The following is a 13950-nucleotide window of genomic DNA, read 5'->3' as shown; positions in this document are numbered from 1 at the left end:
AGCACGTCACGCCAGCCTGGGAACTATTGTCGTACCATTAAGTTCATAGCGCGTGCCAAGGGAGCCAGGGCGGATGCCCCGGCCGGCCACGAGGAGGCCAACATGTTTCAGCATATCTTGGTGCCCACCGATGGAACGGCACTCTCCGACGCCGCCGTTCGCATGGCGGTGACACTCGCCAGGGCATTTGAGGCGAGGATCACGGGATTGCATGTCATCCCGGAATTCCATGTCTTCACGCATCGGCCTGACATGCTGGAGGATAGCCAGGAGCGCTACGCGCAACTTGCCGAAATGCACGCGGAGCGATACCTGGCAGTGATCGCTCAAGCGGCAAAAGAAGCGGCGGTGGCATGCGAGACGCTCAGCGTTACCCACAATCACCCCTATGAGGTGATCATCCGGACCGGCGAGGAACGCAACTGCGACCTCATTGTCATGGCGTCGCATGGCCGGGCCGGCCTGCAGGGGCTACTGATCGGCAGCGAAACTCAGAAAGTCCTGACGCATTGTCGGATCCCGGTTTTCGTGTTTCGCTAGTCAATCCTGCAGACCAACCGCACGCGACGCTGCGGCGTGCGTCAGCCCAGGCCACCGTTGCGCCCGAATACCCGGAAAGAAGAACCGCAGCCGAAGCTGCGGCCTTCCATCCTGGCAACCCCTTGATTTCATCCGGAGCAATGAGCGTTTGACTACCGTTATATACGGCTCTATATTTCGCTAATGAATCGCTCCCTTCTCCTGCTCGATGCCTTTGCCGCTCACCCCGGCGACGCCGTGTCGCGCGCGCTGTCGGGTGTGCTGGAAAGCGCCGCCGCCGGCTGCCTGCCGCGCTTCGCCCAATGGCTGGGGCTGCCGCCAGGCGAATTCCGGTTGATGCTGGATGCCTGCTTCCCAGGCGCCGCAACGGCGGGCTGGCAGCCCGACGCGCCACCAGCTGATCCCGGCGCCCTGCCCTGCGAGTTTGGCGACCTGGTGGAGATGCTCTGGAGCGGACGGTCGGCCGGGGCCGATCCCCGTCTCGTCCGCTGGGCCGCGCATGCGCTTGCCTGCGGGTGCTTTGGCCGAACGCACTTGTGGCAGGACATGGGGCTGTCAGGACGCGAGGACGTTTCAAGCCTGCTGCGCCAGATGTTCGAGCCGGTCTTCCTTGCCAACACGACAGACATGAAGTGGAAGAAGTTCTTCTACCATCGTGTTTGCGAACGGCTGGACCTGCATCCGTGCCCTGAGCCGTCCTGCAGTGGCTGTGACCAGTTCGAGAATTGTCACGGGCCGGAAGCTCGCGTGAGCGCATCGCAGCAGGTTTCAATGCTGCCCTCCGCGAAGCGCTGAGGCGTCGACGCCGTTCGCTGGCAGGCTATGTCTCATCCGGCATGGCATGAGCGCCGGAGCCATTCGCAATCTTCCTTAGCCAAGGTCGCCGGGCACCTCCAATAAGGCCTTAGCTCCGGCCGGGCTGCCGGCGGTGGTCGCCAGATCCGGCGCGGTCAAAACGGAGCACCCTCCCCCTTGTGGTCGGGCCACGCCAGACGTTTGCCGCTCGGCAGCAACACGATCACCAACCGGGTATAGAGATACGCGGTGGCGTAAAGGGACAGGAAACGATTGAGCATCTCCCCAAACAGCTCGTTGTCCTGGGTGGGATGGTTCATGAGACGGATATTCGGGTCGCTGGTCAGGAACGGCCACGGCGCGCGCCGGGCCGATGGCGGTCAGCGCATGGTGCTTCCGTCTCTACTTCCGCGGGGCGGGGGTGGCACGCGCCAGAGCCTGCGGCTCCCGGCCCAAGAAGATGCGCGACGGCAGCACGAAGCCCCGCAGCGCCAGCATCTCCAGCGGCCCCTGGCCAGCTTCGGTGCGCATCTGATAGCTGAGCGGATAAACCACTTCCGCCGGCGGCGGCAGCCTCGCGGTGCGGGCCGTCAGGCTGTCGGGATCGGCACCGTCCTGGTCATGCCCTTCGGCCGGACTCTCGTTGCCACCGGCCTTTGGCCCCCCGGTGTCCGCGCGTGTATCCGGCACCCCCTGCCAGGTCAACTGGTAGGTCGCGCTGTCGAGCGGCTCGATGCGTGCGCGCTCCAGCATCCGAACCCATCCCCAACGGCCGCCGAACTCGTAGCTCTTGTTGGTGCCGGCCTTCTCGGACTGCCACTGCAGGCGGGTGCCCAGGTCCTGTGCATTGCTGGCTGGCCATGTCAGCACTTGCCAGGTCTCGCGCTGGTTGTAGTAGTGGAGCTTCTGGCCATCGAGGGTCAGCAGCGTGTCGGTCAGGCCCGGGGTGGGAATGGGCTTGACCTCGAAGCGGTACCGGGGCTCGCCTTGCGCCAGCATGCGAGTGGCGACGCGTTGCAGGATATTGACCGACTTCAGGAAATCCGGATCGAAGGCCAGTGCCTGGCCTCCAGTAGCCGCCGGCACCCATTGATCGCCCTGCAACTCCAGCACGCCGGCCAGTTGCGTGCCAAGGAACGTTCCGATCAGCCCCGTCTGCGGGCGCAGGAAGCGCGCCAGTTCGGGCAGCGAGGCATCATTGGCACTGTCCGCAAACGGATAGCGCCCGGCGAACGCGCGGCCCCACGCCATGACAATGCCTTGCCGCCAGGCGTCGTTCAAGCTCGCCTGCGCGGGCTGCAGGACAGTCTGCGTGGCCTGGACAATCGGGCGCACGAACAGCGCGTCGCCCATGCCGGCCCATTGGCTGCCAAGGCTGGCGGCCACCAGTTGGGCGTAGGCCCGGGTATCGGCGAGCTCCGAGCCCTTGCCCTGGAACAGCGCCTGCGCCATCTGGCGGGCCTGCGCGTCGGCATCGGCGCTGTTGCTGACTTGCTGCAGGCGCAGGCGCAGCGCCGTGGCGCGATCGAGGAAGCGTTGCAGGCTCAGGTCGCCGATGGCGCCCGTATTGGCGCCGGCGCCCTGACCCTGCCCCACCAGCCGCAGCACCGGGCCGAAAGCGGCGCCCAGCGGCCCCGCTGCGTCCGCCTTGATCGCTTCCGGACCCGCCGCCTTCTTGCCCAGCAAATCCTGAGCCTTGGCCACGAATGTGTCGGACAGGGAGTCCCTGCGCGCACCAGCGCCGCCCTGGTATTCGAGCGCCTTCATCAGCGCGATCACCGGCGACTGGCTCGCGTCGGCCATCAGCTTGAGCTGGTCGATCGCGGCAGGCAGCGTCGGCGCCGGTTCCCACTGCAGGCTGTTCATGAAGCGCTGCCAGCGTTCCGCATAGTCGGCGAAGTACTGTTCGGTCAGGGCCGCCTGCAGGGCTTCGGCCGAGCGGCGCGCCGTCTGTGGAGCGCCCTGCGGCTTGTCGTCGGTCAGCACCCAGTCGCTGGCGATCTCTGTCCGCCTGGCGGCCGCCTCGATCGCGGGAGCGACATAGCCCTCGTAGGCCTGGCGGGTGAAGACGCCGGGCACGATCGCGGCAGTGCGTACCAGCCCGCGGGGATCCGTGCCTGCCGTGAGCGACACCAGGTTCTGGTCCGGGTACTTGTTGCCGCCGTTGTCACCGAAGGCGTCGATGATGCCCTGGTAGACCGTGGCTTCGGCATTGCGCTCCCCGATGACCTCAAGCAGGGTCTGGCGCGCGCCGGCCACCAGTTCGGGCCGGGGCTCGATGCGCCAGGCCGGGTTGGCCTTCAGGTGCTGTGCATAGAACTTGAGCAGGCGTTCGGCGAGATCCTGCTGCTCGCCCGGCGTGATCCGCGCGTCGGTGGACCAGTGCTGCATGAGTTGCGGGGCCAGGAAGGCGGGGTCGGCGCGCTCGGGGTGGGCCAGCATCAGGTAGGTCTTGAGGCCCTGGTGACCGCCCAGCGCCCAGCGACTGGTCTGATCGTCCAGCGAGTCGGTGCGCATTTGCGCGAGATCTGCCAGCGAGGCCTCCAGGTCCTGCTGCACGGGCGTGGCGAGCAGTTGGCGGCTGGCCTGCGTGTATGGCTTCCACAAGGCGTCGAGGACCGCCGCATCGCGATTGAGGCCGAAACGCGCCGCGAGCGGAGCGTGATGCCCGGTGCGGTACTCGTAACGCTCGATCTGTTGCTGCAAAGCAAGGAGCGCACGCAGGCGCATGGCGGTGTTGGGGGCCGTCCGGATGTCGATGACAGCCTGCTGGGCGGCATGCACATCCCGCCCGTTCAGCGCGCCCGATACCAGCATGCCGGCGCACCAGATACCGATGGCCGTCAGCCCCAATGTCGAGAATACCGTGACCGGATGCCAACCGACCCGCCGGCCTGGATGGCGGCGGGCGGCGTCGCCCAGGTACTGCCAGAGGGGCAGGTCGGCACTGGACTCGGAGTCCACATCTGCTGTACTGCCCGGATATGGGGCGAACACGATACCGCTGAACGGGATACGCCAGCGTCGATGGCTTGCCATACCGCCAATCCATTCGGCAAGCGCCTTGGCACGGGTGTCGAGCCGCGCGGAAAGCTCGCCCATGTAGCGATCACGGTTGTCGCGAATCAGGTGCTCGACGCTACGCACTGCCAGGCGGTCGCGCACGGACTGCAGCGCGGCGTGGATCGCGGAGGTGTCCGCCTGCCATGGCAGTTCGCAACCAATTACCGGGGTGTTGCCGCTTGTCGTCGTGTCCGTTTGCGCGACGTCCAGCACGTACACCGGAGCCGACCAGCGTAGTACCTCGGCAATGCGCGCCAGGCTCATGCCTTGCGGGATCGTGCCGCGACCCTGCGCCGGCAGGTCAGTCTCCCCGTTGGTCACGACGACTATCGCATCCACGGGCCGGCGCCGGCGCAGTTTGTAGAGTTGCCTGAGCCACGCAATGTCCAGCTGCCCATCCTTGCCGGTCCGGCTCCACAGCAGCAACGCTTCCGACGTTTCAAGCCAGCCGGTGCCGATCAATTCTGGCAATAGCCGGCCAATGGCGGCATCGTCGCCCGTCATCAGCAGGCGGGGCAGGCGGCGGCAGTGCCGGTCGCGCAACGCGAACTTGAGGTTCGCATACAGCAGCGCCGTCAGATCCACGTTGGCGGCAGGGCTCTTGCCCGCGCGCGCAACCGGATCGCGCTGGTGCCGCTTTCGGTCCCCCGAGCGGCGTGCCACTGCGTTCCACGCTGCAACAACGGGACCGCGCAGCAATATTGCCGCCACTCCAACCAGCGCCGCGATCTCCGCCTGTCTCAGGGCCGCGTCGCCGCCGGCACCCCGGAAATACAGCGTGGCGGCCGCTGCCGCCGTGATAGCGATGACCGCGATCCTGTATCCCAGACTCTTCCGCTTTTCCATCAAGTCGTTTCCGTTCCGCTATGGTGTGCAACGGGGCGCGCCACCGCCAGCCGCAATGCGTGCTCCCGGCAGGCAATCAACTGCGGCGACTGGGTCTGCTGTGCCTGCTCGATGGCCAGCGCGGTGGCAAACCAGCCCGCCGCCGCGCCCGGGTTGCCAATGGCCGTATCAATGTCGTGCACACCAGGCAATGCGTCCTCCCGCGCGGCGCCCAAAGCCACCTCTGACCCGGCCTTGAGCAGCGCCGCCTTGTCCGGCCTGGACAGGCCGGATTGCCAAAGGTGAGGAAGCTCCTCGGGCTTGGCTCGTCCACACAGGGCAGCAGTCGTCATGGCCTCAGCGATCCCATCGGTTTCGCATGCCACGGGGCGATGCAACATCGCGATGGGTGCCAGGTCTCGCCGCTCCGCCAACGGTGCCCAGCCGAGCAGCAAGGCCGCGGCGGTCTCGCCACTGTTCTCCGGCGGCCTGTCGTGCAACTGGACGGCGATGAACAGGGTGAATTTTTCCAGCGCAGGGCCGCCGTATTCATCCAGCCAGGCATCCAGCGTCATCAGGCCTTCGTTAGCCGGCACCAGCCTTGCCTCGGCCGAACGCAGGTCGCGGCCGTCCCAGCATGTCTTCCATACCGTCAGCAATGACTCCGGATCGGCCTCCCCTGGCAACTGTAGCTGCACGTCGAAAGGCACCCTTGGCGGCAAGGTGCGTAACGGTGCTTCGATGGCCTGCAGCAGCGCCTGGAACGCCTGCCGGTAGCGGTCGATGCTTCCGCCGCCTTCACCCAATGCCAGCCGCGTATGCCGAACCGCCGGCATGCGCCGTTCCAGCGTGCGCGCCTGGAGTGCCGCTTCCTTTTGTGAAATCCGGCCCGGCACGCCATCGGTCCCCAGGGCGCACAGATACACGGCGCCGAGCACCGCCAATGGCTCGGTACCAAAGGCAATGGCTTCCGCGCGATCCGCCTGCCGGATCTCCTCCCTCGCCGCCAGATGATTGCTGTCTTCCTCATGGAAGTGCAGACGAATGCCGAACAAGGCGGCCCACGCCAGGGTGGGATACCCGAGCAGCCGCATCCAGAACCACGGCGTGCCCGTCGGTTGGCCCTTGGGCCAGGTGAGCAAGGTCCAGGCAATACCGCCGGCGAGGCACCCCGACAGGAGCACCAGCCAGACGATCGGATTCAGCGGCGTGGGCCGTTCCTTATCCGAGGACGCCTCCGGCAATTCAATGGGCATCGGATGCGTTCAGAGAAGGCTTGAAATCAGCTTGCAGCCGCACATGGCGCGATAGCCATGGCGGGCGACGGGCACGCCGTCGTCTTTCGTGGTGTCATCGCCATCAATAATCAGGTTGGGGAGTACATTGGGATGCCTGGGGCACGAGACTTGGTCGCCCTTACGGGCGACCGCGCGGCCGTCATACCGCATCGTGGACGAAGCCGTGATGACCTTGCCGCCGTGGTCGGTCGCGTCACCCAGGCGAATGAGATCCGGCAATTCGCTCTCCTCAACATCGTGAAATCTTGCATGCTTGCATCAGACCTGATTGCCGTAGACAAGTGACAGAAGCTTCTGCTCGGCTTCCGAGGGTGTCGTCGGTGCGGCCTTCGCCGAGGTGGCCAACGGCAGGCCCGTGGCCGGGTCGAGGCTCTTGGCCTTGCTCAGGCGATTAATGAGTTCTTCCGAGGGCTTTTCGGGCGGGACCGCCGCGTCCTGTTCCTTCTGCCACTGGAAGGTGCCGTCCCAGGGCGGCAGCTTGGCCGGGGGCAGCGGCACGATCTGGTCGATGTCGGGCACTTTCGGATTGCGGCCGTCGTTGTCGTCGATGAATTTGCCAATCAGCTCGTATCGCCTTGTGCGTTCGGGGTCGTTAGGGAGCGCAAGATAGTTCAATCGGTCTGACGACGGAGGCCCCTTGAAGCCAGTTTCCAGACTGAAAGCTGCCTGTGTATTGCCAGCGGCCACTCCCTTCTGGAACGCCTTGACCGCTTCGGTGAAGAGCGAGGCGTTCTTAAGATTGATGCCCAGCGAACCGGCAGCATCACCATGGCCTTGATCCGTCGCACACTGGCGCATTTGCCTGGCAATGTCTGGCGCCATGTCGGCTGGGGCAAGCAAATTAGCAACGTAATACTGCGCATCGGCATTGCCCAAGTCGGCCGCCTTCCGAATGAAACGCCGTGCCACGTCCTCATCCTGCTTGAGGCCATAGCCGTGCAGCAGGTAGTGCCCAATGTCATAGTAGCCGCTTGGTACCCCGGCCTCGATCAGTTGTTCGGCCAGAACGATGCTTTCCTTCTCGGGGGCAGGCGACGCGGCCGACCCTTCCGATACAAGCAATTGCAGATTGTGATTGGCCTTGTAATGGCCGTGGGCTGCCGCAATCCGGTAATAGCGCGCGACTTCATTGAAGTCCTTCGGTCCCGCCTTCTTTTCCAGGTACCGTCCGTACTGAAAAAGGGCGTCGGCTTGCGGGTCGAGTGGCGGGAGATGATCGGCCTCGTGGAGGCAGGTGAAAACTAGATTGGCGCGCACGGCGCTCAGGTCATGTAGCGAAGCCAAGGGATTCTCCCTGGAACAATCGGCGACGGCGAGGGCCGCCAGCAATACAGCGAGTGCGGTGCGCATTGGTCGGTTTCCTTTGCTGCTTCGCGTCATGTCCGATCGCTGTAGGCGACCAGCTCCCACGTCACCGCTACGGAACGCTGACGCACACCCAGCAGGTCATCCATCCACGCGAAGAGCCGCGGGTCGTAGCCGGTCAGCGGCGGCAGGATGTCCCCCTGTGCGAAGCTCCGCCTGGCGCCGGGGAGCTTGCCAACGGCTTCCTGCACGCACCAGACGCCGCTTTGCGGACAGCGCTCGCCCGAGTCCATCCTGGTGCCCAGCGGCAGTGACGCCACGTCAGCCTGCTGTGTATTTGCCTGAGCGGTCTTCGCCAAGGCGGCCAACGGCAGGCCCGTGGCCGGGTCGAGGTTCATGGCTTTGCTCAGGCGATTGATGAGTTCGTCAGAGGGCTTTTCGGGTGGTACCGCCGCATCCTGTTCCTTCTGCCACTGGAAGGTGCCGTCCCAGGGCGGGAGTTTGGCCGGGGGCAGCGGCACGATCTGGTCGATGTCGGGCACTTTGGGATTGCGGCCGTCGTTGCTGTTCAGAAACTGCCAAATCAGCTCGTAGCGTCGAGAACGATCGGGATCATTGGGAAGTGCGAGGTAATAGAGCCCATCCGTTTGTGGTGGCCCGTTGAAGCCATGCTCCAAGAAGGAGGCGGATTGCGGATTGCCGGCCGCCACCCCCTTTTGGAATGCCTTCACGGCCTCGATATAGAGTGAATTGTTCTTCAGATTGACACCTAGCGCACTGGCCGCTTCGCCATGACCTTGATTGGCCGCACACTGGCGCATCTGTCTGGCAATCTCGGGGGCCATGTCTGCGGGCGCGAGCAGGTTGGCGATGTAGAACTGCGCATCGGCATTACCCAAGTCGGCGCTCTTGCGGATGAAGCGCCGAGCCATGTCCTCGTCCTGCTTGAGACCGTAGCCATACAGCAGGTAGTGCCCAATGTCATAGTAGCCGCTCGGCACACCGGCCTCGCTCAGCTGCTCGGCAAGGACAATGCTTTCCTTCTCCGGGTCGGGCGACGAGGCGGAGCCTTCCGACACGAGCATCTGGAGGTTGTGATTGGCCTTGTAATGGCCGTGGGCGGCAGCAATGCGGTAGTAGCGCGCGACTTCGTTGAAATCCTTTGGGCCGTCCTTCTTTTCCAGGTACCGGCCATACTGGAACAGGCTATCTGCCTGCGGATCGAGCGGCGGCAAATGGTCGGCCTCGTGTGTGCAACTGAACGCAAGATTGGCGCGCACGGCGCTCAGGTCAGGTAGCGAAGCCATGGGATTCTCCTTGTTCGAGCAGGCACAGATGAGGAGGGCAAGCGAAAGCGTCAGGGCGTTCTTGCGCATGGGTCAGTCCAGCCGGCTGCGTTTCGTGGAGTCGCGGTAGAAGCCGACAAGGGAGGCGCATGGGGGCTGGTTCTTGCTTGCCTGGCGATCTGAATTGTCCGAGATGACGTCGCTCCACGCTGCAAATGCCTTCGCCGGATCGTCCTGCGCCCCCCGTCCGCTCGTATGGATATTCCACAAGCGCTGTCGCAACGGCTGCGTCACATTCCCATTTTCATGGCAGATATTCAGCTCGCTATCCACCTCCATGCTGCGCGTGTTGATATTGGCCGATCCGTGGGTCAGGAACACGTCATCGATAATCATGACTTTGCTGTGCACGTAAACCGGCATCCAGTTGTCCGCCGGCGAATCCGGCGCCACCAGCGTACACACATGAATCTTCAGGCCGGGGATCTCCCTCGGCAAAATCAGCTTCCTGGGATCTTGGTTGTCTTTGAGTTTCTGCCTGATTTCGTCAAGTTTCTGTTGCGCGGCCTTCCTTCGTGCCAGCGCGTCAGCGTCTGCTGCGCCACTCACGCCACCGCCAATGCCAGGAAACGCGGGCTCGTTCATCCCCAGGAGCTCCTGCAACAGCTTGTCCCTGCGCTCCAGTCTCGCAACACCCGGCATCGTGTCTGGTCGTCCCAGGCTGTCCAGCATCTTGTAGGTGCTGACGGTGCCATCCCCCATCCCTTCGTCGCTTGAATTCGTCACGACGAACAGATGAATGGGCCCGTGCTTGCCCGAGTCTCGTCCCCACTCGGCATGCCGTTGCGCGACCTCCTTGATGGCGTCCGCGAGCGGCTCCCATCGGAAGTACTGGTTCTCGATATAAATGAACTGCGCCACATTGCGCACAGATTGCAGGTAGAGCGCCTTAATGTCCTGCCTGTGCTCCTGCGACTGGGTGCGGGTGATCTGTGCCATCACCACAGTGCCCTTGTCGCGCCGCACTTTCAGGCTGGAAGCGTAACCCTTGCGCTTTGCCAACAGATCCACCTTTGCACTGCGCTGCCATGCGCGGCAGAAGTTCTCATTCAGGTGCTCCAGCACCGGCCCTGTCACGATGCTTGAAATATCCTGACGTGGCGTCGCGCCGTTGCGTCCGAAGCGGGCGTTCATCCTTGCAAAGCGATGCGCGTCGTCATCCCAGTAGGCATCGAGCATGTTGTGGCCCATCACAAAGCCCACGGCATGTTCCGGCGCCTCGTAGTCAACGAGCACCATCTTTTGGTGGTGCGATGGCTCCGCGCCAAAGCCAATCACCACGGCCTTGTTGCTCAAGTCTGTGTCCGCACGCGACATTAGCTCCCTGTACACGATCTCAGCGCGGCTCTTCAGGGAGAAGTCCCTGGTAACAAGCTGGATGTTTGCGAGTGGCTGTTCGCCCACCAATGGGCGGCTGGGCGGTGACACCGTGCTCTTCGACTGGGACCTCAGGTTGTCAGCAAGCTCCTGTTGCTGCGGCGACGGTCCAATGCTGGCCAGGTAGTACCATTTGCGGTCGTACTCGCGCTGGGTATTGTTCTCGTTCTGCGTGGACAAGCTCCGCAGCAAGCCCAGCCCAGGCGTCGAATTTTCGCTGAGCTGAGCAAGGTGAAGCGAATCGGCCCAGCAGAGGATGCGGATCTTTACGCCCTGGCGTCCCTTCTGGATAAGCAAGTCGCCGATGCACAGCGCGCCACCCTCGCCTCGCTTGAAGTACATGGATGGCTGGAAGCCCCAGCAAACGATATCGACCGTGTGCCGGGCGGCGAGTATCGCGTCGTAGACCGCACCGAAGGCCTCTTTACCATTGACCAGCGGCTTGTAAGAAGCCTCCATGGGCCGATATTCCGCAAGTCCCGATGGCGTGTGCTGCACGAACCATGGCAAACAGATCGTTGCTGTCGTGGTTCGATTCAACGCAATCGGCGTAACGATTGGGGGATGTTTGCTCACGATTTATCCTTCCGATCCTGGATTAAGAAGGTCCTGGTATCGCTGCCGGTGCAGGGCACGGTCCCCCGGCGGCGTAACTTCGCCGGATGGCCTGCTCTCATGAAAGTGGAAGCCCCGATTCGCCAGTTCGCCGTTTGCCGGGTCGCCCCGGTATTCTTCGGCCACGGGCACGGCGTATGAGACGCCCCCTGCAAGCTCCAGCTGGTATGCATGGGTGGTGGCGTGGTGATCGACCGGAATCAGGCCTGTTGCGTCCATCACGCCTTGTTTGACCAACACCCCGTCCGCCAGCAGCCTGTATGGTGTCCCGGCTGGCAGCCTGTTCCTGGATGCCGGCGAGGCCGCGGCATTGAGCATCAGGGGCTGCGTGGGCAACCCGCTGCCGAGGTTCGTTACGACCTGCATGGAAGCGGCGCCTTGCTTGTCCCAGGCCGCGCACTTCTCGCGGATATCGCCGGGCGTGCCGTTCTCGATGCCCTCCGGGGTGATGCGTATATAGGAACCACCCGCGCCAAGCCAGACTTCCTTGTCGGCTGAGAGGATCAGCTTGCCATCGATGCTGATGATCTTCAGGTCCTTCAGCGCTGTCAGGTGCATCTCATCGCTCTGCGCCTGGATTTCGATCTTTCCCTTGGCGGCAAAGAGCTTCATGCCAAGCTTCTGTACAAACAGTGACAGGCCATTGCCGACTGCAACGGCAAGCTGCCGGAGCACGCTGATGTCGGCGTTGCCGCCTGCCGTCGCGATCAGGTTCTTGTTGGCGCTCAGCTGCAGGTCCGCGCCGGATACCAGCGCCATGCCGGCCGGCGCGCTGGCGAGCAGGCCCGCTGCCTTCAATTGATTCAGGGTGTCGTGCAGCAGCGCCTTCTGCCGCTCGCAATCCGCGGCCATTGCCTGGGCGGCCTTGGCGGCATCGGCCAATGCCCCGCTTTGCTGGAGGGCCTGCTCCAGCAGCCGTAGAGCCGCCTGCATGTCGAGCTGCTGCCCGGCGGCATTCGGCTGGTCATCCGCCGAAAGGAAGAGCCCCTTGCCGCCCCGGATCGCCCCCCCAGCCCGAGGTGCGCAGCTCGAAGCCGTCCCCGCGCTTTTGCTTCTTGTGATCCACGAGATAGCCTAGGTTGAGCTGGCTCTTGCCCCCATACTCGGTGGACAGCTTGATGCTCTCGTGCCCCTTCCAGTCCTCCATGCGCAGCTTGTTGTTGCTCTGCGTCCGGATCACATTGCGCGACAGCCACCCTTCCTGGTTCGTGATCAGGTCCGCGTGCTGGCTGTTGTGCTGCACGTGGGCGATATACGGCTTGTTCGGGTTGCCGTCGCGGAAGGCCACGTCCACATAGGTGCCATCGATCAGCGGGAAGTGGAAGCCTGTCTGCAACGCCCCCGCGAACGGCTTGGCCAGCGCCAGCGGTACGCTCTCGGCGCCCTTTGGCCATTCCTCGAAATCCACATCGAAGCGGACCGTGTAATGCCCGTGCTGCGTCAGGTAGGCGTACTTGTACTGGCCGGGCGAAGTAATCCGGGCGCTCAGCGTTCCATGAATCCTCGGCCAGTTGTCCTCGTCCATCGGCAGCCGGTAACGCCGGTCCGAGGGAATGGCCTTGAAGGTATTGCGATAGGCCGCGTCACGCGCCCCGCTGTGAATGACCTCGGTGATCACCTGCCCGTCGGGCGCATCGGGCAGCGCCTGGTCCATGCGCAGGATGCGCGCCGGACGCAATTCCAGCACATTGCTTTCGCCCGCGAAGATCAACTGCTCGGCAAACTTTGCCTCATGGCGCAGTTGCGCCTCCCATCTGGCCCCCTCGAAGTCCAGGTGGTGCGTGCCATAGACATACGACTGGCCGTAGGTCGTCTTCTCCTTGCGTGCGACGTTCGCTTCGCCGGTCAGACGCTCCCAGGCCTGGTCGGGATTGAAGTCCGCGACTCGGAACGATTCGGGCACGGTCTTCGCATGGGTCTCGAGCGAGAACACTGCTTCCTGGCCCGATTCCAGCCCGGCTGTCTCCCGGTAGGGCACCCGCAGTTCCGGCTGGTAGATGTAGTGGTCAATATCATCGCCAAACACCACCATCTCGCCAAACTTGCCGAGGCTGGAATAGAAATAAATCCCCTCCTGTTCGCACAGCAGCCGGACGTACGCCAGATCAGACATCTGATACTGAAAGCGGAACTTGTGTTGGGGGTATTTCCGGCGCAGCTTGAACACGAACTGGTGCCCCTCCAGGCCATGGCGCCGCAGGATCGCCTCGATGATCTGCGGGGCGGTCTGGTGCTGGTAAATGCGGCTGGCGCGTGTGAGCCGCAGCCGCGCAACGAGTGGCTCCACCACGATCTCGTAGCTGCAGAAGTCGTGGGTCTGGCGAGTCTTGCTGAACCGTGTGATCCATCCGGCAAACTTGCGCGGCTCCACGCCGTCGGCGGTATCGATCAGGAAGGTTGCTGCCTTGCCCAGATAGTCGGCTCGATCCAGCTCAAGTGGGTGGGTGATCTGGATGGTGACGGTATAGGGCTCGCCCATCCGCTCCGCGGCCTCGAAGGAGACCACCGACAGGGCCGCGGCGCTCGCCGTGCCGGGCACCTCCACGAAATACGCCTGCCGCCCGGTCAGTCCCTTGAGCGGCGCGGCGCCGTAATTCCTCCGTTCTCCCATCAGATCCGCCATTGCCCGTGCTCCGTTGTCAGCGTATTCAAAGCTGCAGCAGTGGCGACACATCGCTCGACGCACGCGCTGCGCGTCGCACGTTAATCGCTTTCTCCTACGGCAAGAACCCCCGTTGCAGCGGTTCTCGCGTTAATTCACGACCTGGATCAACAGTCGATACAGA

The 13950-nt window shown here is 63.7% G+C and carries 8 protein-coding genes and 2 pseudogenes; 2 read left to right on the top strand and 8 right to left on the bottom strand.

Annotation, left to right across the window (positions count from 1 at the left end; genetic code table 11):
- Positions 1–102 precede the first annotated feature (102 nt).
- Both ACZ5MJ_RS06835 and ACZ5MJ_RS06830 read left to right on the top strand, forming a co-directional pair.
- On the top strand, positions 103–540 hold the full coding sequence (locus tag ACZ5MJ_RS06835; protein ID WP_464223076.1) for a universal stress protein: 438 nt from the start codon (positions 103–105) through the stop codon (positions 538–540).
- A 237-nt stretch (positions 541–777) separates the two neighbouring features.
- Entirely contained in the window at positions 778–1335 is a 558-nt protein-coding gene (locus tag ACZ5MJ_RS06830; protein ID WP_464223075.1) for a nitrogen fixation protein NifQ, read from the top strand.
- Between the two features lie 155 nt (positions 1336–1490).
- On the opposite strand, the gene ACZ5MJ_RS06825 is transcribed toward ACZ5MJ_RS06830, so the two are convergent.
- The 8 genes and pseudogenes from ACZ5MJ_RS06825 to ACZ5MJ_RS06790 form a co-directional block, all read right to left on the bottom strand.
- Positions 1491–1655 carry a hypothetical protein gene (locus ACZ5MJ_RS06825; protein ID WP_464223761.1) on the bottom strand — a complete coding sequence of 55 codons (165 nt, stop codon included), beginning with the start codon at positions 1653–1655 and terminating at the stop codon, positions 1491–1493.
- An 82-nt stretch (positions 1656–1737) separates the two neighbouring features.
- Positions 1738–5244, bottom strand: a complete 3507-nt coding sequence (locus ACZ5MJ_RS06820) for an ImcF-related family protein (protein WP_464223074.1) — start codon at positions 5242–5244, stop codon at positions 1738–1740.
- Complete coding sequence (locus ACZ5MJ_RS06815) at positions 5244–6479, bottom strand: hypothetical protein (protein ID WP_464223073.1); 1236 nt, start codon at positions 6477–6479, stop codon at positions 5244–5246. The genes ACZ5MJ_RS06820 and ACZ5MJ_RS06815 overlap by 1 nt, the downstream gene beginning before the upstream one ends.
- Before the next feature lie 9 nt (positions 6480–6488).
- Positions 6489–6740: a PAAR domain-containing protein gene (locus ACZ5MJ_RS06810; protein ID WP_464223071.1), complete on the bottom strand. Its 252-nt coding sequence runs from the start codon at positions 6738–6740 to the stop codon at positions 6489–6491.
- Positions 6741–6842: 102 nt separating this feature from the next.
- A pseudogene (locus ACZ5MJ_RS06805) lies at positions 6843–7871 on the bottom strand (SEL1-like repeat protein); the annotation flags it as partial.
- 26 nt (positions 7872–7897) lie between these two features.
- Positions 7898–9202 carry an SEL1-like repeat protein gene (locus ACZ5MJ_RS06800; protein WP_464223070.1) on the bottom strand — a complete coding sequence of 435 codons (1305 nt, stop codon included), beginning with the start codon at positions 9200–9202 and terminating at the stop codon, positions 7898–7900.
- A gap of 3 nt (positions 9203–9205) precedes the next feature.
- Positions 9206–11125, bottom strand: coding sequence for a phospholipase D-like domain-containing protein (locus tag ACZ5MJ_RS06795; protein ID WP_464223069.1), 1920 nt, complete (start codon positions 11123–11125; stop codon positions 9206–9208).
- A 3-nt stretch (positions 11126–11128) separates the two neighbouring features.
- A pseudogene (locus ACZ5MJ_RS06790) lies at positions 11129–13787 on the bottom strand (type VI secretion system Vgr family protein).
- Positions 13788–13950: the final 163 nt, after the last annotated feature.

This window comes from Cupriavidus sp. LA-1, assembly GCF_055385985.1.
This window is presented reverse-complemented; position numbering and strand designations above follow the sequence as displayed.